This is a genomic window from Thermanaerothrix solaris, assembly GCF_032334255.1.
In the GTDB taxonomy this organism is placed as follows: Bacteria; Chloroflexota; Anaerolineae; order Anaerolineales; family Anaerolineaceae; genus Thermanaerothrix; species Thermanaerothrix solaris.
Genome location: NZ_JAUHMF010000001.1, coordinates 1,062,493 through 1,083,368 on the forward strand (window position 1 = coordinate 1,062,493; position 20,876 = coordinate 1,083,368).

At 52.7% G+C, this 20,876-nt stretch carries 20 protein-coding genes; 9 read left to right on the top strand and 11 right to left on the bottom strand.

The genetic code is table 11. The annotated features are described in order from the left end of the window. Positions 1-52 precede the first annotated feature (52 nt). Positions 53-1,600: a spermidine synthase gene (locus QYE77_RS04750; RefSeq protein WP_315624227.1), complete on the top strand. Its 1,548-nt coding sequence runs from the start codon at positions 53-55 to the stop codon at positions 1,598-1,600. 3 nt (positions 1,601-1,603) lie between these two features. Further along, on the top strand, positions 1,604-2,272 hold the full coding sequence (locus QYE77_RS04755) for a TIGR01906 family membrane protein (RefSeq protein ID WP_315624228.1): 669 nt from the start codon (positions 1,604-1,606) through the stop codon (positions 2,270-2,272). 59 nt (positions 2,273-2,331) lie between these two features. On the opposite strand, the gene QYE77_RS04760 is transcribed toward QYE77_RS04755, so the two are convergent. The 5 genes from QYE77_RS04760 to QYE77_RS04780 form a co-directional block, all read right to left on the bottom strand. Further along, entirely contained in the window at positions 2,332-3,444 is a 1,113-nt protein-coding gene (locus QYE77_RS04760) for an ABC transporter ATP-binding protein (RefSeq protein ID WP_315624229.1), read from the bottom strand. Positions 3,445-3,598: 154 nt separating this feature from the next. Continuing rightward, a complete protein-coding gene (locus QYE77_RS04765; RefSeq protein WP_315624230.1) occupies positions 3,599-3,892 on the bottom strand; it encodes a YgiT-type zinc finger protein in 294 nt (97 codons plus the stop codon). 5 nt (positions 3,893-3,897) lie between these two features. Beyond that, positions 3,898-4,638, bottom strand: coding sequence for a deoxyribose-phosphate aldolase (gene deoC / locus QYE77_RS04770; protein ID WP_399389896.1), 741 nt, complete (start codon positions 4,636-4,638; stop codon positions 3,898-3,900). Positions 4,639-4,680: 42 nt separating this feature from the next. Further along, positions 4,681-5,274, bottom strand: a complete 594-nt coding sequence (gene lepB / locus QYE77_RS04775; RefSeq protein ID WP_315624232.1) for a signal peptidase I — start codon at positions 5,272-5,274, stop codon at positions 4,681-4,683. 86 nt (positions 5,275-5,360) lie between these two features. Beyond that, a complete protein-coding gene (locus QYE77_RS04780) occupies positions 5,361-6,299 on the bottom strand; it encodes a zinc ribbon domain-containing protein (RefSeq protein WP_315624233.1) in 939 nt (312 codons plus the stop codon). A gap of 179 nt (positions 6,300-6,478) precedes the next feature. Here QYE77_RS04780 and QYE77_RS04785 point away from each other — a divergent pair, with 179 nt between their 5' ends. Next, positions 6,479-7,375 (top strand): sortase, encoded by an 897-nt coding sequence (locus QYE77_RS04785; protein ID WP_315624234.1) that lies wholly within the window; start codon positions 6,479-6,481, stop codon positions 7,373-7,375. Between the two features lie 28 nt (positions 7,376-7,403). Beyond that, on the top strand, positions 7,404-7,631 hold the full coding sequence (locus QYE77_RS04790) for a hypothetical protein (RefSeq protein ID WP_315624235.1): 228 nt from the start codon (positions 7,404-7,406) through the stop codon (positions 7,629-7,631). 190 nt (positions 7,632-7,821) lie between these two features. Here the strand turns inward: QYE77_RS04790 and QYE77_RS04795 are convergent, their stop codons facing one another. After that, complete coding sequence (locus QYE77_RS04795) at positions 7,822-9,714, bottom strand: ATP-binding protein (protein WP_315624236.1); 1,893 nt, start codon at positions 9,712-9,714, stop codon at positions 7,822-7,824. A 286-nt stretch (positions 9,715-10,000) separates the two neighbouring features. Here QYE77_RS04795 and QYE77_RS04800 point away from each other — a divergent pair, with 286 nt between their 5' ends. Genes QYE77_RS04800 through QYE77_RS04815 form a run of 4 tightly spaced genes read left to right on the top strand, consistent with a single transcriptional unit; the run spans position 10,001 to position 13,698 of the window. Beyond that, positions 10,001-11,134 carry a pyridoxamine 5'-phosphate oxidase family protein gene (locus QYE77_RS04800; protein ID WP_315624238.1) on the top strand — a complete coding sequence of 378 codons (1,134 nt, stop codon included), beginning with the start codon at positions 10,001-10,003 and terminating at the stop codon, positions 11,132-11,134. Between the two features lie 10 nt (positions 11,135-11,144). After that, positions 11,145-11,924 carry a heme ABC exporter ATP-binding protein CcmA gene (ccmA, locus tag QYE77_RS04805; RefSeq protein ID WP_315624239.1) on the top strand — a complete coding sequence of 260 codons (780 nt, stop codon included), beginning with the start codon at positions 11,145-11,147 and terminating at the stop codon, positions 11,922-11,924. Then, the gene (locus QYE77_RS04810; protein WP_315624240.1) at positions 11,905-12,660 is read left to right on the top strand and encodes an ABC transporter permease; all 756 of its coding nucleotides are present in this window, start codon (positions 11,905-11,907) and stop codon (positions 12,658-12,660) included. Before ccmA ends, QYE77_RS04810 begins: the two co-directional genes overlap by 20 nt. 24 nt (positions 12,661-12,684) lie before the next feature. Beyond that, a complete protein-coding gene (locus QYE77_RS04815) occupies positions 12,685-13,698 on the top strand; it encodes an ABC transporter substrate-binding protein (RefSeq protein WP_315624241.1) in 1,014 nt (337 codons plus the stop codon). Between the two features lie 55 nt (positions 13,699-13,753). On the opposite strand, the gene QYE77_RS04820 is transcribed toward QYE77_RS04815, so the two are convergent. The 5 genes from QYE77_RS04820 to QYE77_RS04840 all read right to left on the bottom strand — a co-directional run bounded on the left by QYE77_RS04820 (position 13,754) and on the right by QYE77_RS04840 (position 19,372). Further along, entirely contained in the window at positions 13,754-14,950 is a 1,197-nt protein-coding gene (locus tag QYE77_RS04820; RefSeq protein ID WP_315624242.1) for an ABC transporter permease, read from the bottom strand. 11 nt (positions 14,951-14,961) lie between these two features. Then, positions 14,962-16,242 carry an ABC transporter permease gene (locus QYE77_RS04825; protein ID WP_315624243.1) on the bottom strand — a complete coding sequence of 427 codons (1,281 nt, stop codon included), beginning with the start codon at positions 16,240-16,242 and terminating at the stop codon, positions 14,962-14,964. A gap of 11 nt (positions 16,243-16,253) precedes the next feature. Further along, positions 16,254-17,189 (bottom strand): ABC transporter ATP-binding protein, encoded by a 936-nt coding sequence (locus tag QYE77_RS04830; RefSeq protein ID WP_315624245.1) that lies wholly within the window; start codon positions 17,187-17,189, stop codon positions 16,254-16,256. A gap of 159 nt (positions 17,190-17,348) precedes the next feature. Beyond that, the gene (locus tag QYE77_RS04835) at positions 17,349-18,320 is read right to left on the bottom strand and encodes a glycoside hydrolase family 130 protein (protein ID WP_315624246.1); all 972 of its coding nucleotides are present in this window, start codon (positions 18,318-18,320) and stop codon (positions 17,349-17,351) included. Further along, the gene (locus tag QYE77_RS04840) at positions 18,317-19,372 is read right to left on the bottom strand and encodes a LacI family DNA-binding transcriptional regulator (protein ID WP_315624247.1); all 1,056 of its coding nucleotides are present in this window, start codon (positions 19,370-19,372) and stop codon (positions 18,317-18,319) included. The genes QYE77_RS04835 and QYE77_RS04840 overlap by 4 nt, the downstream gene beginning before the upstream one ends. 396 nt (positions 19,373-19,768) lie before the next feature. On the opposite strand from QYE77_RS04840, the gene QYE77_RS04845 reads away from it, so the two are divergent. After that, on the top strand, positions 19,769-20,800 hold the full coding sequence (locus QYE77_RS04845) for a LacI family DNA-binding transcriptional regulator (protein WP_315624248.1): 1,032 nt from the start codon (positions 19,769-19,771) through the stop codon (positions 20,798-20,800). Positions 20,801-20,876 lie beyond the last annotated feature (76 nt).

Genomic DNA, 20,876 nt, shown 5'->3' on the forward strand with positions numbered 1-20,876 from the left:
TTAAACCCTCCGGTCACCCTTTGAGACCAGGCTTAAGAGTATAATCATCACCATGCGCAGGTTGCTCTACGTGACCGTTTTCTTCGCTGGCCTAACGACCTTGGCTCTGGAAATGGCCGCCTCCCGCCTGCTGGGCAATTATTTCGGTACCAGCAACCTGGTCTGGGCGAGCATAATCGGCTTGATTTTGATTTACCTGACTGCGGGATACTTTCTCGGCGGAACCTGGGCAGATCGTTCCCCCAAATTCTCCACTTTTTACCAGATTCTGATCTGGAGTGGCTTGATCATCTCCCTCATTCCGGTAATTGCCCGCCCAGTGCTCAGACTGGCGGCGGATGCCTTTGACGCGTTAGAGTTGGGAGTTCTGTTTGGTTCGTTTGCCGGGGTGATGGTTCTCTTCAGCCTCCCGGTAACTCTCCTGGGTACCGCCTCCCCTTTTGCCATCCGCCTGGCACTTCAGGACTCCCGCCAGGCAGGAAGCATTTCCGGTCGCATTTATGCCATCTCCACCCTTGGCTCCTTTTTAGGCACTTTTCTCCCACCCTTATGGTGGATACCAACTCTGGGCACTTACCGCACCTTTTTGGTCTGCAGTGCTATTTTGCTCTTCACCGCGCTCATCGGGTTGGGAATCAGCAGTGGATGGCGGAAAATGTTACGTTATGCCTGGACGCCTATCATCCCGCTTCTTGTGTTTCTGATTGGCCTCAAAGGCAGCGATAAAGCCACTCGGGGGTTAATTTATGAAACCGAGTCAGCCTACAACTACATCCAGGTTTTACAGGTGGGAGAATATCGTTTTCTGCGGTTAAACGAAGGTCAGGGTATTCATTCTGTCTATCATCCTACCCAGCGGTTCTTCGGCGGCCCCTGGGAGCAGGTCTTAATCGCCCCCTTCTTTAACCCGCCCCCGATGACAACTAGTGCGGTGACAGATATCGCCATTGTGGGTTTGGCAGCAGGCACAACCGCACTTCAAGCCACCCAGGTTTACCCCCAAGCACATATAGACGGCTATGAAATAGACTCGCGCATTATTGACGTCGCGCGCAAATACTTTGGAATGACCGAACCCAATTTGAGCGTCATTATCCAAGATGGCCGCTGGGGACTGGCAACCAGTCCCAAGCGCTATCAGATCATCAGTTTAGACGCCTATCGCCCGCCCTATATTCCCTGGCATATGACCACCGTGGAATTCTTTCAAATCGTCTATGATCACCTCACCCCAGACGGTGTCGCCGTGCTCAACGTTGGGCGCGGCCCTCAGGACCGCCGTTTATTGGAGCGCCTGAGCAGTACTATGCGGCGTGTCTTTCCTTCCGTTCATGTGGTAGATCTTCCCGGAACGTTCAACAGCCTCCTCTTTGCCACCCGCCAGCCCACCAGCGCGGAAAACCTCCGCCTCAATTATGACTTGCTCCGGCAGGATCCAAATGCGCCTCAACTACTTTTGGAGACCATGGCACTGGCGCTGGCCAATTTGCAGCCCACTCCGCCGCCTGGTCCTGTTTTTACCGATGACCTGGCACCGGTAGAACAGATAACAAATGCCATGGTTCTGGATTATTTGCTGTTTAATCCCGGAGGGCAATAAGGCATGAAACGCTTATCTTCTTGGCTATTGGGCCTGACCACGATTCTGCTACCTTTATTGCTGATTACAACGGCTATCCGCATCTTGCTTACGCCGACCTACCTTCAAATTGCTTATCGCCTACCTGCTTTTCCACCTGACCCGTTTGGTTTCACCACAGAAGAGCGCTTATACTGGGCAAACTACTCGCTCACGTATCTACTCAATCAAGCCGATATTTCGTTCTTGGCTGATCAAACTTTGTCCAACGGTCAGCCTCTTTACAATGCCCGTGAGTTACGCCATATGGTGGATGTGAAGAATTTAGTGCAACTCATGTTGCATGTCTGGACAGCCTTAATTATTTTCTACGGGGTAGTCGGCATTTGGTTTTGGCGCACACACCAAGGAAGCGCTTTCTGGCGCGCCCTGTCTCGCGGCGGCTGGCTCACCCTGGGGCTAATCCTACTGATTCTCATCGGGGTCGTAGTTAGTTTTAACTGGCTCTTCACGGCCTTCCATCGCCTCTTCTTTGAAGGTGATACCTGGCTGTTCTATTATTCAGATACGCTGATTCGTCTTTTCCCCTTGCGTTTTTGGCAAGATGCCTTCACAGCCATGGGACTGCTGACGTTAACCCTCGCCCTCATCACAGCCCTGGGCGGGCAGAAATTGGCTTCTAGGACTGCTTAAAGAAATGGTGGGCGCAGTTCCAACAACCGCGCCCACCGCCGTATCACTCACCAAGGGGCTTACCGCACTGCCACCGGGTTCTCGCGGTCTACCGCCGGGTCAAAGATATGGAAGTTATCCATATTGAAGACCACTTGGACCTGCTGACCCATGGTAAAGCGCGTGCGTGGGTCAACTCGGGCCACAAAACTGTGCCGTCCATTGACCAGATAGAGGAAAATTTCATTCCCCATTAACTCGATGACATCCACCCGCGCTTCCACCGGTTCAGCATGGATGCCAGGCGGCGCAAACTGCGGGTTGTGAATATCCTCAGGGCGGATACCAAAGATCACTTCGCGCCCAGCGTAGTTGTAATAGGGTTTAGCGCGTTGCTCCGGGATCTTTACCTTGAAGGTATCAGCGTCCACGTAGAGATCATTGCCGTCTTTCCGGATGTGCGCGGGGAAGAAATTCATGGACGGCGACCCAATGAAACCGGCCACAAACAGGTTAGCCGGGCGGTCATATAAATTCTGCGGGGTATCAAGTTGCTGTAACACGCCTTTGTTCATGACCGCGATGCGCGTGGCCATGGTCATGGCTTCCATCTGATCATGGGTTACATATACAAACGTGGTTTGCAGGCGCTGATGTAACTTACTCAATTCCGCGCGCGTCTGAACACGCAATTTGGCATCCAGGTTGGAAAGTGGCTCATCGAACAAGAAGACTTTCGGCTCGCGCACAATGGCACGCCCTACCGCCACACGCTGACGCTGACCACCCGAAAGTTCACGCGGTTTGCGCTTGAGCAGGTTTTCAATGCCCAGAATCTGAGCGGCCTCTTCCACCCGGCGCTTGATCTCTTCTTTTGGCACCTTGCGCAGTTTGAGACCAAATGCCATGTTATCAAAGACGGTCATGTGCGGATAAAGCGCGTATGACTGAAAGACCATCGCTATATCGCGGTCTTTGGGGGGCACATCGTTGACGATGGTGTCGCCAATTTTAATGATGCCCTCGCTCACGTCCTCCAGACCTGCCAGGCAGCGCAACGTGGTGGTCTTTCCACAGCCCGAAGGCCCGACTAAAACCAGGAACTCGCGGTCTTCGATGTGCAAGTTTAGATCGTTGACCGCCACAAAGTCACCAAAGCGCTTGGTGACATGCTCAAAGGTAACGCTCGCCATGAATTCTTCCTCCTTCCGGAAAGAGTATCGTGCTTTTATTATAGTGGAATTTTGGAATTAAGTGTCAAGAGTCCTCTCATGTTCTTCCAAAAGCAAACGGTCGGCTTACAAAGAGCCGACCGTTGAAATTTGCCCTTTTCTAAACCAAGTGTGTCTATTCGGGTTGACTGGGGCGAGGATTCTTAGCCCGTTGTCGCACCTGGGGACGGGCTCGCCGTCGCCGTTTGGGTGCGCTCCCCGCGGTGGGGCTCAAGATTAACGACAACCGATTAAGCGCACTAACGTCATACTCACGATGTCCACACAAATCACACACCCAGGCCGGAAAATCAGGCACGGTGATTAAATCATTCCCCAGCCAAGTGTAGTAAGCCAGATACTGGCGGTGCAACTGCCCCGCCTGACATTCTGGACAGGGACGAACAGGAAAACCGGGAGAAGCAAACATCTTTCTCATCTTCCAACCGCTAAAGCCTCCGCAATCTTGACCCCCGCACTGGTGCCCAGCCGGTTGGCCCCTGCTCGCACCATGGCTTGTGCATCTTCCAGGGTGCGAATGCCACCAGCCGCCTTGACACCCATCTGCGGTCCTACAACTCTTCGCATTAATTCTACATCGTCTACTGTCGCTCCGCCAGTGCTGAATCCGGTGGAGGTTTTCACAAAGTCCGCGCCTGCGGCTTTCGCAAGCAAACAAGCCAGGATTTTTTCTTCCCGTTCCAACAACGCGGTTTCGATAATTACCTTCAGAAGGACACCGAACCGATGACACACTTCACTCATAGCGCTCAATTCATCATACACAGCCGCATATTCGCCCCCTTTGAGCAGGCCAATGGCAATAACTGTATCTACCTCAACCGCCCCTTCTTCGATCACAATTTGTGTTTCGCTCAATTTAGCCCGCCGTCCGTTTGCCCCCAGGGGGAAACCGGTGACTGTTGCAACCCGCACCCCGGAGCCTGCGAGGGCACGCACAGCCCGTGGCACATATACCGGGTTGACACAAACCGCCGCAAACCCATAGCGGCGCGCTTCCGCACAGAGTTGATCAATCTGCAGTGGCGTCGCTTCGGGCTTGAGCAAAGTATGATCAATCAACGCCGTAAGGGGTTGCTTATCCCAACCCGACGGCAACTCAAGCGGAGGTAGTTCTTGCATGTAGAGACGGGCTTGTGCGACCAAATCATTCAACGTATCCATTATCGAATCTCCATAGGGCTTTCCCAAGACCATTTAGTGCGCGGCATTGACCACTGAGGACGGCGTAAGGAGTTTAATTTCGCTGGGAGGCCAATAAACCAACAAGGCTTTGCCTACCACGTTCTCCAGCGGCACAAAGCCCCACGAATGCGAATCCGAGGACTGATTACGGTTGTCCCCTAATACAAACAACTGTCCCGGCGGCACATCCCACACCCCGTTATAACTGGGGGAAGCGGCCACATAAGGCTCTTCAAGGGCTTGACCGTTGACAAATACCTGGCCATCACGGATTTCAATATGATCCCCCGGCAGACCGATCACCCGCTTGATGTAATCTTCGCGCGGGTTCATGGGATAGCGAAAAACGATTACATCGCCGCGCTGCACCTGTCCGGTGCGATAAGCAACTTTACTCACAATCACAAATTCCCCGGGTTTGAGCGTGGGTTGCATACTGATATTTTCAACCCGCACCCGGGCAATAAAGGTGTCAATAACAAAGTACAGGAGCAAAGCCAGGACGATGACTTGCAAGGCTTCAGAAAGCATCCGTAACCAGCTCACCGAGCCCTTTTGCGGCACAGTCGTTTGGGACGCAATATCGGTTGAAGGTTTATCCATCATTGGCACCAATCCGTGGTTACCCGTAAATTCCCTTCGATTATATGCCACCACCCTACCCCCGACAAGGGGCGGGGGTAAGACCGGATTTATCCCTGTTGCAGGCGTGTTCCACAGGTGCGGCAAAAGCGATCTTCAGGCTGAACGCGGTGCCCACACGCCGGGCAATATAAGCCCCGCAACGGTGATGTGCCGCTTGGAGAGGATATTCCTGCCCGTGATGTATGGCGTAGGCGCTTGCTGGTCCTTTCTTGGGCCGGTACACGGGTCAGGGCAAACCACCACAATAACCCGGTCAGAATGAGTACTCCCCCTGCCCCCATAACGATTACCCATACCTGGGTGTACCAGGGGCCACTTTGCTCCGAGCCTGCCGACTCAATAGGAGCGGCAGGTTGGACCAGTTGCATCGGGGCACTAAGGTCATCATTGGCTTTTTCATAGCGCAGGCGCAGCACAAAAGAGGTACCGGCTTTGAGTTCCCCTACCGCATAGTGATAATAGGTCAAACCATCTTCGCCCTTAACGCCGCTTCCCATGCTCGGAATGAGCGTCCAAGCGGTGGCTGTGGGTGGCTGTTGCACTACCACCGTGAGATCCCTAACGGCGTAATCCCCCGGCCAGAGATATTCGAACGTGCGTAATGCACCTTCTTTTTTCAAGCCGGGATCATAATACTCAATTTGTAAAACCGGAGAGGGTGTTGTGAAACTAACCCTTACCCAGTCCCCTTCTATCTGGGTCGAGTAATTCAAATTATAAAGCATCCCGTCTGCCGTGTCTTCATAGGCCACGTTGTAAGGTGCGCCTACAGTGGCGGGGATACGAAGGGTTAATTGCGCCGGCAGTTTCACCGAATTATCTAACGTGATACGGTAAATCACCAGCATGTCCGGACGATCATATTCCGGCCAAAGGTCAATCTCCAAATTGGCAAATGTGATGTCACTTTGAGCGCCGACATCATGGGTAAACCCTAAGAAACCTATAAGTAGGATAAGTAGCCCTAATCCACAACGCTTAAGCATTCAAAACCTCCCAAGCATGAAACCATATAGCCAAATCTTACCATTAACTTTCCTAACTTAATCAACTTGGCATTGTTCGTGCACGCTATCCTTTCGTGTTTGATCCTTTTATGGTCGGGGATTCCCCTTGAGAATACGGTATAATCACACCCGGGTAAGGGCGACCCAAGGAGTAAAGGATGCCGCGTAAACGTTCCGCTGAGGATCTCTCCATTGAAGAACTGCGCCTGTTGCTGATCGAGAAGCAACGGGCGCGGCGTCAAAAGCGGTTGGAGCACTTTCGTCGCAGCGGCCGCCTGATGCTGGTTGAGGAGCATCCCATCGAAACACCGTTGGACCATCTCTCCAGCCGCTCACTCAGTGAGGAAGCCTCACCTACGACTACAAGACCCCCACGCACCTGGCTGGACCGCGTGTTGCTGGGGATCGAGGTCTTGGCTGTCCTTGGGCTGGCTTTTGTCCTGCTAAACGGGTTCACGCTCATTCGCGACCTCAATCGCGAAGTGGCCTCACTCATCACGCAACCCACCCTGACCCCCACGCCGGCCATCACCGCCATCGTCTTGCCTGGCGGGCACACCCCGCCCAATTCGCCCGGCGGGCCGCGCCCTAACGATGCCGAGATCCCCGAACACCTGCGCCCGGTCATGCTCTCGTTGCCGGAATTGCCCACCCCAACCCCTGGCGTGGAGCAAGCCATCCGCATCCAAATCCCGGCTATCAACGTGGATGCACCGGTAGTGCAAGGTGATGGCTGGGAGCAGTTGAAAAAAGGGGTTGGTCAGCGCCTGGGAACACCCAACCCCGGCCAGCGAGGGAACATTGTCCTTTCTGCCCACAACGATATTTTCGGTGAAATCTTCCGCGACCTGGATAAACTCAAGCCCGGCGATCAGGTCATCCTTTACAGCAACCAACGGGCATATGTGTATATTGTGCAACAGACACAAATTGTCGAGCCAACCCGGGTTGAGGTTATGGCGCCCACGCAAGAGCCTATCGTTACCCTAATCTCGTGTTATCCTTATATGGTAGATAACCAGCGCATCGTCGTGACTGCGCGGTTGCAAGAATAACCAGTTCATTTACTTGGGAGAGTTAGCTATGAGCAAGAAGCAAAAACGCCGTGTTTCGTCGTCCACAGCCTCGCAACGCCCAGCCCCTGCCGCCCGACCGGTTGAGGCACGGCCCAGCCCTTCACCCCGGAGCAGTGCCAGTAGCACGGAATTCAATCCGGATTACTCTTATGTTATCCGCGACCTCAAACGTATTGGGACGCTGGCCGGCACCTTCTTCGTCATTCTGATCATCCTCTCGTTCATTTTGCGATAAAACCCCTGCGGCGCTCAGGGATCTGAGACAATTTCAGTACCCCTTCTTTTTAATTTTTCCGCATTTGCGCCCACCCCAGGACGTTTGCCTCCTCCATGTGCTCTACGAAGCATGGAGGAGGTATCTTTAAGCAAAACCCTTTGAGCCAAGTTCAAATTAGCGCCTAAAGAACGGAAGAGAGGACCAGCGCTCAAAGATGCGATTGACGCAAACGTCGAGCCTTCCTTATCAAAACCTCGGCTTTTTGGGGTTGACCCGCGGCACGATATACACTTTCAGCAAAGACATACCCCTTCGCCAATTCTGCCTGGATCGCCACCTCCCCATCGTGGCGATCCGCCACCGCCTCCAGCCCCTCCAGCACCTCCCCCATCGCCTCTAACTCACCCGCCCGGCCATAATCGTGAATAGCATTGAAATACCCCTGCGCCAATGCCACCTGGATCGCCACCTCCCCACCGTGGCGATCCGCCACCGCCTTCAGCCCCTCCAGCGCCCTCTCCATCGCCCCTAACTCACCCGCCTCACCATAATGGTTAATGGCATTGACATACCCCTGCGCCAATGCCTCCTGGATCGCCACCTCCCCACCATAGCGACCCGCCACCGCCTTCAGCCCTTCCAGCACCCTCTTCATCTCCTCTAACTCACCGTTTTCGCCGTAGACATATATAAGAGTTACTCTTGAAGCACACCAATAAACCAGGTGGGCGGAGTCACCCGGAGGCGTATCAAGTTCTTCGATTAAGGAATGAGTTGGAAAATCCAGAATGAGTTTTACCAGGAAGGAGGCAACCCCTTGGGGATTGGCCTCCCAACCTTTTCGGATAAAATGCTTCCTCTCATCTTCGTAAAACATCGTACCAAGGACGTGCAACACAAAGGCTTCACCGAACAAGTCCGGCGTAATTCCGGGTAACTCATTATCCACACGTTGCTGCAAAATGCGTTGCATCATATCTTTGCTGGGTAGTTCCCCTCCAATATACTCACGGGCGTCGTTCAGGGTTAATTTACGTGCGAAAGTCGCCAGTGCGATCAAAGGCAAATAGTTTTCCTTTAGCCCCACTTGTTTGTACTTTCTTACCATCCGTTTCGCCCATTCTTCCAGCAACTCAAACCGATTTTGCCACTTTAATTCTCCCGTCTCCAGCAGGAGTTGCTTTGCCGCCAATGCCAGCAGTGGATTTCCTTCGCTCACACTGATAATCCTTTTAATGTACTTTTCACTTAATTTGCTGCCCAATAGTGCGCGGATGTCTTGGTCGGACAGGTTTTTCAAAACCAAAGCATCCTGATAGCGGTAGCGCTGATATTTGTCTTGCTCGTTTAGATCTTTCAAGGATTCGGGCATCGTTCGTTCCACCAACAAAACCCGTAGGGGAATGCCCTGCTTGGAACCACTCTGAGTAAAACTATTCAGCATCTTAAAAACATCGTCAACAAATTCAGCAGCGTTATCAACCACGATAACTGTGGGGCGTTTTGGACGCCATTCCGGGATCATCCCCCCCTGATAGAAACCCGCGTGGCAATAGTAAGGCTTTTTCCGTAATTTTTGCACCCATTCCAACGCCAAACGGCTCTTGCCCACTCCGGCGCCTCCGGTTAAGAACCACCACAGAAAAGATTCAGGGCGCTTTAAAAAATTATCTAATTGCTGTTGAACCTCATCTCGCCCCACGAAGGCAATCTTACCAGACGCAAAATCCAACGGATCAGACACCGGTGGCGGATCCCCGATAAACGACGGTGGGGGTGAAAACAAGCGCTCACTGAAAACCTGCGTCCACTCTTCAATATAGGTTTGAAGGGGCTTTATGGTGTTGAGGATTGATACAAATAAAATTGCTACCAACAACTTCCAATCAAATTGCGCCAGTTGATCGCCCACGCGCTCCAGTCCAGGATATAAAACAATCCAATCACCTAGTTTACGTAGAAATAGTTGTCGCAATGACTCCACATTCGGTGCAGGGGGATTGACCAAACTCAAAATCCCCCAAACAACCAGAACAAGAATGAGATTCACACCTGCATAGACAAGCCAATAAACCGAGCGTTTTATCTGAGCAGATGCCATCTTCGCCCACTCTCCCACCGCATGGGTAAATCCAGGTTTCCCGTCTCAAATCACCCGCCTCAATGAGGGACTTACGATAACTTTATAATGATCAGGAAACTGCCTTTTTAGGGTTATTATACAGAAAACCATAGCCAAAAAGCACTCGGTTCCAGGAATTTTCCCCATCTCGCTAATTTGGTAAAACCGGAGACTTAAATCCAACTGCCTCAAAAAGTCACAACAGCCTTGACGTCTTGATGCAGTCCAATATAATATACTCAAGTCCTATATTTGAGACTACAACATGGAAGATTTAACCCTTGCCCGTAGTGCCGAGCGCACCCTGCGCTTGATTGAAACCATCCTCGCCCACCCCGAGGGGCTAACCCCCCAAGATTTGATGCAAAAATTGGGGCTCTCGCGTTCCTCGCTCTTCGTCCTGCTCAAGACCCTCAAAACCCTGGGCTACCTGGATCAATCCGAGAAACGCGGGCGCTACCTGCCCGGCCCACGCCTCTTGGCCTGGCAAGCGCGCGGTGATCTCAGCCAGCAGGAACTTCTGGCCGCTTTCTATCAGGAATGCGCCCAAACCGCCTGGCCCGAGACGCTGGCTCTGGTGGTGCCCATCTCCGAGGGATTGCTCGTCCTGGCACAAACCGAGGGCAGTTATGAGACCCGCCGCGTGTTTCAGGTGGGAAAAATTTACCCGCATTTAGAAGCCGCCCAGGCCCTGTTCGCACCCTCTTCCACCCCCCTAACCATCGAGGAGGGTATGGCGCTGGCCCAATCGAATGAGACCCTTGATCTGGCTGCACCGATTTGCCCGGATGGGTATCAGCCCCGCGCTGCGGTGGTACTGAGCGCCCTGGCTTACCGCTGGCAACCGCATGATCTTTACCACCAATGGGGCAACGATGTGCGCAACCTGGCCGCGCGCATTTCCCATCGCTTGGGCGCTCTCACCTACTCACCCTTCCAGCCTCAACCTGTGCAAGAACTTCAACCCCTGGAGCCCCTCACTCCGGCTCAAATGGAGGCGTTCCTGCGCGGACCGGTTTCAGCCCGCCTGGCCTGCGTGCGTCCCGATGGTCAACCCCACGTCATACCCCTCTGGCAAGAGTGGAACGGCCACGCATTCATAGTGATCGCCTGGCAGGGCTCACGCTGGCCTGAATATGTGCGACAAAACCCCGCCGTTTCCTTGACCATTGACGAGCCCTGGCCACCGTTACGCCGTGTCGTTGCCCGCGGGCAAGCCAATCCGGTCACCGATTTAACGCCACAGGAGTTGCAACGCTTGCTCAATCGCCTCGGCCGGCGCTATCTGGGGCGCGACTTGGCCCAACCCTACCTGAACCAGGTAGCCGAAGTCTTCCGCATTGACGTAGAGTACCTGCGCGGCTGGCGCGGCCTCACTACCGCTCTCACTCCGGCCTGACCTCACGCCTATGGATATTCACCTGAAGGCCCTGACGTTCTCTTATCCCAACCACACTCAAGCAGTCTTGCGGGGGCTAACCCTTGATATCCCTTCCGGGCAATTCGTCGCCATCATCGGTCAAAGTGGTTGCGGTAAATCCACCCTACTACGGCTGCTGGCAGGGCTACTATCACCGACACACGGGCATATCGCTTTTAATGGGACTCTCTCCACTGGTCCTTCTCAGGCTCACACTGTGGCCTGGATGGCTCAATCCCCGGCGCTATTGCCCTGGCTCACCACATACCAGAACGTTGCCCTTGCCCTAAAGTTCACACGCACCGGTAAATCGCCCCTGATGAGCCCTGAAGAAGCCCTCGACCGCGTTGGATTAAGTCAGTATGCCCACGAATATCCGCATCGTCTCTCGGGCGGTATGCAGCAGCGCGTCGCCCTAGCCCGCTTATTGGTCCAAGGGGCGCCGATTTGGCTGATGGATGAACCTTTTTCGGCACTGGATGAACTGACGCGAGAGAATCTCAGCGATACCTTACTCGATCTCTGGCAATGGTTAAAACCCACTATCCTGTGGGTAACCCACCACATCTACGAAGCCGTCAGGCTTGCCGACCGCATCCTGGTACTCTCACCCCGCCCGGCCCAAATTGCGGCAGACCTTGAGATTATCCTTCCTCGCCCCCGCGACGAAAATCACCCCCAATTTAGCGCCTATGTCAACCAACTCAGGAAATCACTTTTCTCCTCGAATGGTCAGGAAAGCACTTCCAATGACAGGTTCATCGCGTAGCAAGCTGGTCACCTGGGGACTTATTGTAGGCGCCCTCTCTATCTGGGAGGTGGGCGTCCGAGTGGGGAATATGCCCCCCTATCTTTTGCCCGCCCCTAGCCTCATCCTCCACACCCTGGTACAAAACTTCTCCACCTATCTTCAGGCGTCGTTGATCACTTTTGGCGAAGCCTTGCTGGGCTTGTTGATCGGAACCTGTGTAGGGATTCTCATCGCTGTCCTGGTTACGTTTTGGCCGGGTTTGGAACACGGCGTTATGAGTCTGGCCATTTTGGTCAAATCCACGCCCCTCGTGGCCATCGCTCCCCTGCTGACCATTTGGTTGGGGTTCGGCTGGCAGCCCAAAGTCATCATTACCGCCTTGGTGACTTTTTTCCCCGTGTTGGTCAACGTTCTGGTTGGCCTTCAAACCATCACCCCTAGCCTGTTGGATTTATTTCACGCCTGGCAAGCGAACCGTTGGGAACTTCTATGGCATCTGCGATTGCCTCACAGCCTCCCGTATGTATTTGCCGCACTAAAGGTCAGCACCCCCTTGGCATTGATCGGCGCCATCGTCGCCGAGTGGACTGGTGCTTCGGGAGGGTTAGGACGCCTGATGTGGCTGGCCTACACCAATCTGAATCTCCCCCATTTATTTGCCGCTATTTTTATCCTGGCAGCGGCGGGAATGCTCCTCTATCAGGGAACAACCCAGGCCGAAAAACGCCTGGTGTTTTGGTACACCTCATCCTAATCCCGTTGCGGAGGTCCCTTTCCCATGAGACATCGCTCTTTCTTCCATCTTTTCATTCTTCTTTCGATCTTTCTAACGATTGCCTGTCAGCCCTCAGCACCACTTACAACCCCTACCCCACCCCGCACTGCGCTCACTTTTATGGCCGGATATAAACCCCAAGCCAATTTACCTTTCGTGGGGGCTTATGTGGCTAAAGAAAAAGGTTATTTTGAAGCCGAAGGATTGGATGTCACGATCGAACACTCGCCCGGGCAGGGGCAACACCTCCAGTTACTGGCCGCCGGAAAGGTCCAAGTCACCACCCAGGATGCTGCCGTGTTATTACAGCGCCGTGCTGACCCCGGCCTGCCCTTGGTTTCCATCGCACTGATCGGACAGCGCGGCCAACAAGCCTTTGCCGCGCTCAAAGAGTCGGGCATGGTCACCCCTAAAGACTGGGAAGGTCATCTGGTGGGCTATAAAGGCACCCCACCTCCAGATCTCTTTGCCTTGCTTCAAGCCGCTGGAGCCGATGTCAATAAGGTTGATCTGGTCAATGTGGGGTTTGACCCACGCGTATTGGTCGAGGGCAAAGTGGATGTTTACCCTCTTTTCAAATCTAATGAACCCTTTTTACTGCGCTCCTGGGGCTATGAGATCACCCTGTGGGACGCGGCAGATTACGGTGTGCCCACGCTTGGACTGACTTATGTCACCAGTGAATCCTTGCTCCAGGAACAACCTGACATTCTGGCGCGCTTCTTACGAGCGGCACTGCGCGGGATTGACTTTGCCGCCCAACATCCTGATGAGGCCGTTCAAATTGTGTTGAAATATACCGGGCCAGAGACCAACCCGGATCATATGCGTTACATGTTAGAAACCGAATTGAAGGATGCTCAGAGTAATATCACGCGCGAGCATGGCTGGGGCTGGCAGACTCAGGAACAATGGCAAGCCCTGGCAAATATGCTTCATCAGTACGATATCTTACCTTCTATGGACGTCACCAAAGCCTTTACCACCCGCATCCTGGAAATGGTAAAATCGCAGTAACTCAATTCGGTAACCCAACTTTTAAGAGCCCCGCGGGATCGCGGGGCTTTTTTTTCTATGTTTCTTGCGCTTGCTTCATTCGCCAAATTCCTAAGGCGAGGAAGACGACCGCAAATCCGGTTAAAACCACCAGGTGGGGGAGCAGGTCCTGCAGGGTACCCCCGCGCATAAGATAGTTGACCATGCCTTCCAGAGCCCAGGTAGTCGGAAGCACATGAACGACTGTTTTCACCGATGCAGGGAAGAGCTCCAAGGGATACCAACATCCACCCAGTAGCGCCATCACCATGCCCATCAGGATACTCAGGTTATTGGCTTGGGCTTCGTTCTTAACCCATGTTCCCATGAATACGCCAATCGCCCCCGCCGCCAACGCCGAGGTCAGCAACAACAAAATTAATGTCAAAGGATCACGCATCCAAGACAACTTTAGAACCAGCACTCCAAACCCCACCAGCAATCCCATCTGGATTAGAGCCATCAATACCTGACCGCCGATGGTACCAACCAAGAAAACAGCCTGAGAGGTGGGTGTGGTCATCACCCGGGAGAGCGTGCCGGTATTGCGTTCATATGCTAGCAGTGCCGAGATTCCAAAGAGGGGGATGAAGACCCAGGTAATGAGTTGACCGGCTGAGGCTTGGGCACGCGGATCGTAAACCGGAGCGCTTGAAGGGCGAATCACCTCTAAACGGTCTGGCACTTGTGCCCATAACGAGCGAGCCAGATGGCTGGCTTCAATGACGTATTGCTGGCGTTCTGCCTCCGTCTTAAATGCGCCATACTGTTCAGCCAACGTCACCGCCGCATGGGCAGCCTCAAAAGGCAGGCTCTCCCCACCAACCGCCGCCTGGATTGCACGCTGCACCGCCAAGGCACGCAGATTATTCGGTTGTTGGTAAAGCAAAAGCCGGACTTTTTCACCGCGCATCAGTCGCTCTACGGTAAGGTCAGGCGGCAGGTATAACCAAAAGGCCACTTTGCGGGCTAAAAAGCGTTCCTCGGCTACGGCGCGGCTCACCACTTCCGGTCGCAAACCCGGTGCCTCCTTAAGAGCCTCCACGATGCGGGCGGAGACCTCATTTTGAGCCTCATCTACCACCAGAAGGGAAACCTTCCCATCCGAGCCATACTTCCCCATACCCAATATAAATGTGAACAGCACGGGTAGAAGAATGAAGAACAGCCATTCGCTGGGTGAGGCAAAGCGCAGCAAAATGTCTTTACGGACGATGGCAAGAATTTGGCGCATAACTCTCCCTCTTAAGCCTGAGAAAAACGGCGCGAGCGCATCAAGATAACCCCTGCCAGAGAGATTAAAACAACTCCCATGAGTGCCAGGGCCAACAAAGGTCGGACGATTTGGCTCAGGGAGCCGCCCGCGGCCAAAATGGCATACCCGTCCATCCCCCATGCATTAGGGGTAATACGGCTTAGGACATACACCGCGGGCGGCATTTCACCCAGATCAACAAAACTGCCACCCAACAAACCAAAGATCAACATCAGCGCTGAGCCGGCCGAGGCAACTTGAGCCGGCGTGCGAGCCAATGCAGCGATGAGCAACCCCCAACCCACCGCAGCCAATGACGCACATAGAATTAACCCAAGCACTCCAAAGGCGTCACCCCAATTCAAAGCAAAAAGCCAGGTTGAGATGCCAATCAACAATACCTGCTGCACCACACCGCTCAAGTAAACCCCAATACCTTTCCCCACCAAGATCTGAAACGGGAGGATTGGGGTGATCATCAAACGCTGTAATGTTTGCTGCCGCCGCTCGACCAATAGAGAACGCGCACCAAACGTCGCGGTGAACATCAAGAAGAGCAGCGCCATTCCTGGTGCCATAGAAGCCATTACATTGACATCTCGGAGTTGGGTGACTTCCTCCTCGGTAACGACCACCTGGATCAATTCCTGTTCCACACCCGACCGCGCCAGAGCTTCGCCCCAAGTGCGTCCAATGTCTTCGGCTTGTGCGGGTTGAATCACGCCGTTCGCCACCAACGGTGCAATAGCCGTCCAGCCTAGGATGCGCCCTTTTTCCACCCGAAAGAGGAACGCACGTACAATGCTTTCGAGAATCGCAACGCTATTGGGACGCCCGGGATTGGCATAAATCTGAAGGGTGACATCAGGCGATGACGAAGGGAACCATGCTTGCCATTCCTCTGCAGGGGGAATCAAACTCTGGGTAAAACCGGTCGGGATGATAACCGCTGCCGCCGCTTGATCTTTTTCAACCTGTTGCTTTGCTTCTGCCAAATCCGAAACAAGGACGGGCTCGAGTAGGGAATCCAACTCTGGGGAAAAGAGCACATTCACCAAGGCGTTTCCCAGAGTTTGCCCATCATAATTTACGATCACCACAGGGATATCGCTAGGGCCACTGGATGAATTTGCCCCCCCTCCCACCTGACCACTGATCAGCCCCATCCCAAGCGTCAACAAAAATGGCCCAACCAAGATCATCAATACGGTTGACCGATCACGAAAGATCAGGAGCAAATCCTTGAGCGCAATGAGCAGAATCCGCCGCATCCTCGTCCTCCCTAATCCCTTAAAGCACGCCCGGTCAGTTTTAAAAAGACGGCCTCCAGATTGGGCTCGCTGATCTCGACACTGCGGATGCGCATGCCATGCTCTAAGCACACAGCGATGAGATGGGGCAGGATTTCGCCCGAGGCATGGGTGAGCACTTTTAAGCGATGATCCTCTTGGATCACATTAACCACGCCCGGCACGTTGTTCAATGCCTCTAAAGGTAGCATGGGATTCATATCATCCTCAAATGTCAGTACCAGGGTGTCATGTTCACCCACTTGCTGTAAAAGTTCCAATTGTGTTCCCAGTGCTATCAACCTTCCATGATCCATAATTCCAACCCGATGCGAGAGTTCCTGGGCCTCTTCCATGTAGTGGGTGGTATAAAGGATCGTGATGCCCTCATGGTTGAGCGACTTGACAAAGTCCAGAATTGCGCGCCGGGACTGTGGGTCAATCCCCACCGTGGGTTCATCCAGAAAAAGTACCCGGGGGCGATGTAACAGACCTGCGGCCAAATTAAGACGACGCTTCATCCCTCCCGAATAGGTACGCACTTTCTGATTGGCTTTTTCACTCAATCCCACCTGTTCCAGGGTTGAGTGAATCCGTTGACGTAATTCCTTGTCTTTCAATCCATACATTTGCCCCCAGAACCATAAGTTTTCATAGCCGCTCAGATCTTGATAAAGCGCAATTTCCTGGGGCACCACCCCAATCAAGCGGCGTACTTCCAAGGGATGCTTTAGGATCGAATAGCCGCCAATCCAGGCCTCACCCGAGGTTGGCAACAATAATGTAGAAAGGATTGAGATTGTGGTGGTTTTCCCCGCCCCATTGGGCCCAAGCAGGCTAAAAATTTCACCTTCCCTCACCTCGAAATTAAGGTCATCTACTGCGGTCAGATGACCGAAACGCTTGGTAAGATTTTGCACCCGGATCATCACACCTCCCGACAAAAGGAACAGAACGACTTCACCAATCCACATCTACGCAATTTCGAATTAAAAGTTGCGTATCTGAGCAAATAAACAACCAAGCGATGATTTTTTGTCACCGCCTAGTTGCTCTATCTTAAAATAACGTAAAAGGTTCAAAGAGATCTAAACTTCGCTAGTGGACTTCACAAAATCCACAACCTCATCCAGGTAAGCAAAGGCCAATGCCGTCACCGTATCGGCTGCCCCATAATAAATTGCTAAACGACCTGTGGGGGGATCATAGAGCGTTGCACAAGGAAAAACCACATTGGGCACATCGCCCACACACTCATAAAGGGTCTGCGGGGACATCAAATAGGGACCTCCCCGTGCAATGACTTTCCAGGGTTGATCGAGATCAAGCAACGCCGCACCAAAGGAATAAACAAAACCATTGCACGAAGTAAGCACCCCATGATAGAAAAGCAACCAACCCTCACGGGTTTCAATTGGGATTGGACCAGCACCGATTTTTGTGCTTTGCCATCCCCCTTTGGGGCTCATCACAAAGCGATGCTGCCCCCAATGGATCAGATCTGGGCTTTGACTGATAAAAATATCTCCAAAGGGCGTGTGTCCACGGTCACTTGGGCGGCTCAGCATCATGTAGTAACCGTTGATTTTGCGCGGGAAGAGCACCCCGTTGCGGTTATAAGGGAGAAAAGCGTTCTCCAAGAAGTAAAAAGTCTCAAAATCAAACGTGTATCCCACACCAATTGTGGGGCCATGATACCCGTTGCACCACGTGATGTAATAACGATCTTCCAACCACACTACGCGCGGGTCATAACGATGTTCGAAATGGGCTAGTTCCGCATCCTTATATTGCCAGATGATCGGGTCATCATCCAGTTGCCACCGAATGCCGTCCTCACTAAAGCCGCGATGTAAATTCATCTCGCGTTTTTTGTTATCACATCGGAACACCCCTGCAAAACGACCCTTGAAGGGCACAACGGCGCTGTTGAAGATGCTGTTAGAAGAAGGAATAAGATTACGGGGAATAATGGGGTTGCCGCTGTAACGCCAAACAACATCCGAGCACCCGGCGGGACGATCTTCCCAGGGTATGTTAGGCAAAGCAGATGTAGTCATGGCTTGATCATCTCCTTGTGCATGGTTATTGTCGTCACCGATTCCCGTTCCACCAGAAACGGATGAATAAGCAAGGTCATCCGCGCCGCATCGGGGTATTGGCGTCGCAGTTCCACCAATTCCACTGCAGCCCGTCCCATGGCTAATGTATCTACGTGTAAGGTGGTCAGCGTTGGATGGGTGTGGGTAGCAATATACGTATCGTCATAGCCGACCACCGAAAGGTCTTCCGGCACGCGTCGTCCCAGGCTTTGAGCCGCCCGAACGGCAGCATTGGCTACTTCATCATTAAGACAGAAAAGAGCCGAAATCTGGGGGTGAGCCTTGAGCAGCGCAATAGTTTCATCATACCCCCGCGAGCGGCTGATATTGAAATTAGCGATGTAGGTGTGCGAAATTCCGTGTTCTTTGAGCGCGCGTAGATAACCATTGCGGCGATCCCGCAAACTGGGATAGCACCGCTCTTCCCCACCAATCAACCCAATATGCTGATGCCCACAATTCAGCAAAAATTCCACTGCCTGATAGGCCGCGCGAAAATTATCCGAGAGCACGGCATCGAATTCTTCACGAACCGCATAACTATCCACTAGCACGACCGGGCCAGTATATTGAGCCAATAGTTCCATAAAAGCCGCGTTCACAAAGACCCCAACCAGAAGAAGACCGTCGGGATTTCCGCTAAGCCATTGGGAGGAAATTTCCAGGGGTTGGTTATTTTCATCTACCGGCAACGAAGCAAACAACAAATTGATCCCTTTGTGGCGACAAGCCTCCTCAATTCCCAAAATCACCTTGGAATAAAACGGATTTGCCTGTGGGGCTAAGTCTGGATCTAATTTAACCAGCATACGCAGGGTAGAAAGAGGGGATTCGCGATCTTTGAGAGAAGAAGAGTTGATCGGATATCCCAATTCCGCCGCCACTGCCAGCACTCGTTCACGCGTTTTCTGAGCCACACCGGGGCGATTATTCAAAACCAGAGAAACGGTGGAAACCGAAACACCGCAACGATGAGCAATCTCCGCAATTTTCACTCTTTTGGTCATCATCGAGTCAGGCTCTAAAACATTTAAATGTTTTTTTATGATTTTATTCACAATGCGCCTAAAGTCAAGCCGTATATCCATAAAATTTTTCCAAAATATTTAATATTTCGAAAATTACCCCTCGCTATTACAAAAAATCCTATCCCATTTTTCATCTTCCCCTTCCTGGTAATCCAATTTACCCCTTAATACCCGAAGATTTGAGGCCATCTTAACCCTGGAAGCCCAATTTATTCCCCTCCCTGCCCCTAGAACAGCGTAACTAAAATTTTAATTTATCAATTTTTAGTCTAACCCAATTGACTTTTGTTCACAATTTTTCTATAATGAAATAAATTGGGAGCGCTTCCAAAACCATCTTGCCCTGGCGCCCCCGGTATCACCAACCACAGGCCAACCATGTCCAACCTGACCCTGGAAGATATTGCCCGCCAAGCCGGTGTTTCACGTTCCACCGTCTCACGCGTCCTCAACGATCATCCTAATGTACGCGAGGAAGTACGGCGGCGCGTCCTAGACGTTATTCGCCAAACCGGCTATCATCCAAATGCGGCTGCGCGTACATTAGCTTCTCAGCGCTCTTTAATGCTGGGCTTGGTGCTACCGCGGAGTGTTAGTTCAATCTTTAGTGACCCTTACTTTCCGCGCCTAACCCAGGGGATTGCCCAGGCGTGTAATCACTATAATTACACCCTCGCCCTCTTCTTAGTGAGTAGCGCCGAGGACGAAGCCAAAATTTACCCGCGCATCTCGCGGCGCGGGCTGTTGGATGGCATCTTGCTTCAATCCGGCCAAATTGGGGATCAACTAATGGACCGTTTGCTGGCCTCAAACATTCCACTGGTGGTGATCGGCCGTCCCTTCAACCCCGATGGAGTCAGTTACATTGATGTAGATAACGTCAATGCCGCTTACAATGCTGTCAGTCATCTCATTCGCCTGGGGTACCAGCGTATTGCGACCATTGCCGGACCTGACAACTCGACTGTTAGCATAGATCGCAAAGAAGGTTATGCCCGAGCATTGCAAGAACGCGGGCGAAAAATAGATCCTTCCCTGATCGTCGAGGGGGATTTCACCGAGGCAGGGGGCTATTATGCCATGCAAAGCCTGCTCCCAGCACGACCGGATGCCGTCTTTGCTGCCTCAGACGCTATGGCAATCGGTGCAATGCGCGCCATTCACGAAGCCGGCCTGCGCATCCCAGAGGATATTGCCGTGGTTGGCTTTGACGATTTACCCTTTGCGGCGACTGCTACGCCCCCTCTTACTACCATACGCCAGCCCATTGCACCATTGGGATTTAAAGCCGTTGAAATTTTGCTCGATTTAATTGAAAACGGCGCTCAACCACCACGGCGAGTCATTATGGATACCGAACTGGTAGTGCGTGATTCATGCGGCGCCCTCAAACGCCGTAGTCCGGGGTAAATGATGAAATTTCTTGCCTCAAACTGGGAGCGCTCTCAAAAAGCGACGTATCTTCAAAAAATTTTAGAGGAGGTGA

What these genes read in the sequence shown, in the direction of transcription:
- QYE77_RS04785 (WP_315624234.1), top strand. Translation starts at nt 6,479, where the DNA reads ATGCCGCGTAAACGTTCCGCTGAGGATCTCTCCATTGAAGAACTGCGC.
- ccmA (WP_315624239.1), top strand. Translation starts at nt 11,145, where the DNA reads ATGGATATTCACCTGAAGGCCCTGACGTTCTCTTATCCCAACCACACT.
- QYE77_RS04820 (WP_315624242.1), bottom strand. Translation starts at nt 14,950, where the DNA reads ATGCGCCAAATTCTTGCCATCGTCCGTAAAGACATTTTGCTGCGCTTT.
- QYE77_RS04800 (WP_315624238.1), top strand. Translation starts at nt 10,001, where the DNA reads ATGGAAGATTTAACCCTTGCCCGTAGTGCCGAGCGCACCCTGCGCTTG.
- QYE77_RS04830 (WP_315624245.1), bottom strand. Translation starts at nt 17,189, where the DNA reads ATGATCCGGGTGCAAAATCTTACCAAGCGTTTCGGTCATCTGACCGCA.
- QYE77_RS04790 (WP_315624235.1), top strand. Translation starts at nt 7,404, where the DNA reads ATGAGCAAGAAGCAAAAACGCCGTGTTTCGTCGTCCACAGCCTCGCAA.
- QYE77_RS04760 (WP_315624229.1), bottom strand. Translation starts at nt 3,444, where the DNA reads ATGGCGAGCGTTACCTTTGAGCATGTCACCAAGCGCTTTGGTGACTTT.
- QYE77_RS04780 (WP_315624233.1), bottom strand. Translation starts at nt 6,299, where the DNA reads ATGCTTAAGCGTTGTGGATTAGGGCTACTTATCCTACTTATAGGTTTC.
- QYE77_RS04795 (WP_315624236.1), bottom strand. Translation starts at nt 9,714, where the DNA reads ATGGCATCTGCTCAGATAAAACGCTCGGTTTATTGGCTTGTCTATGCA.
- QYE77_RS04810 (WP_315624240.1), top strand. Translation starts at nt 11,905, where the DNA reads ATGACAGGTTCATCGCGTAGCAAGCTGGTCACCTGGGGACTTATTGTA.
- QYE77_RS04825 (WP_315624243.1), bottom strand. Translation starts at nt 16,242, where the DNA reads ATGCGGCGGATTCTGCTCATTGCGCTCAAGGATTTGCTCCTGATCTTT.
- QYE77_RS04845 (WP_315624248.1), top strand. Translation starts at nt 19,769, where the DNA reads ATGTCCAACCTGACCCTGGAAGATATTGCCCGCCAAGCCGGTGTTTCA.
- lepB (WP_315624232.1), bottom strand. Translation starts at nt 5,274, where the DNA reads ATGATGGATAAACCTTCAACCGATATTGCGTCCCAAACGACTGTGCCG.
- QYE77_RS04840 (WP_315624247.1), bottom strand. Translation starts at nt 19,372, where the DNA reads ATGATGACCAAAAGAGTGAAAATTGCGGAGATTGCTCATCGTTGCGGT.
- QYE77_RS04815 (WP_315624241.1), top strand. Translation starts at nt 12,685, where the DNA reads ATGAGACATCGCTCTTTCTTCCATCTTTTCATTCTTCTTTCGATCTTT.
- QYE77_RS04750 (WP_315624227.1), top strand. Translation starts at nt 53, where the DNA reads ATGCGCAGGTTGCTCTACGTGACCGTTTTCTTCGCTGGCCTAACGACC.
- QYE77_RS04755 (WP_315624228.1), top strand. Translation starts at nt 1,604, where the DNA reads ATGAAACGCTTATCTTCTTGGCTATTGGGCCTGACCACGATTCTGCTA.
- QYE77_RS04765 (WP_315624230.1), bottom strand. Translation starts at nt 3,892, where the DNA reads ATGTTTGCTTCTCCCGGTTTTCCTGTTCGTCCCTGTCCAGAATGTCAG.
- QYE77_RS04835 (WP_315624246.1), bottom strand. Translation starts at nt 18,320, where the DNA reads ATGACTACATCTGCTTTGCCTAACATACCCTGGGAAGATCGTCCCGCC.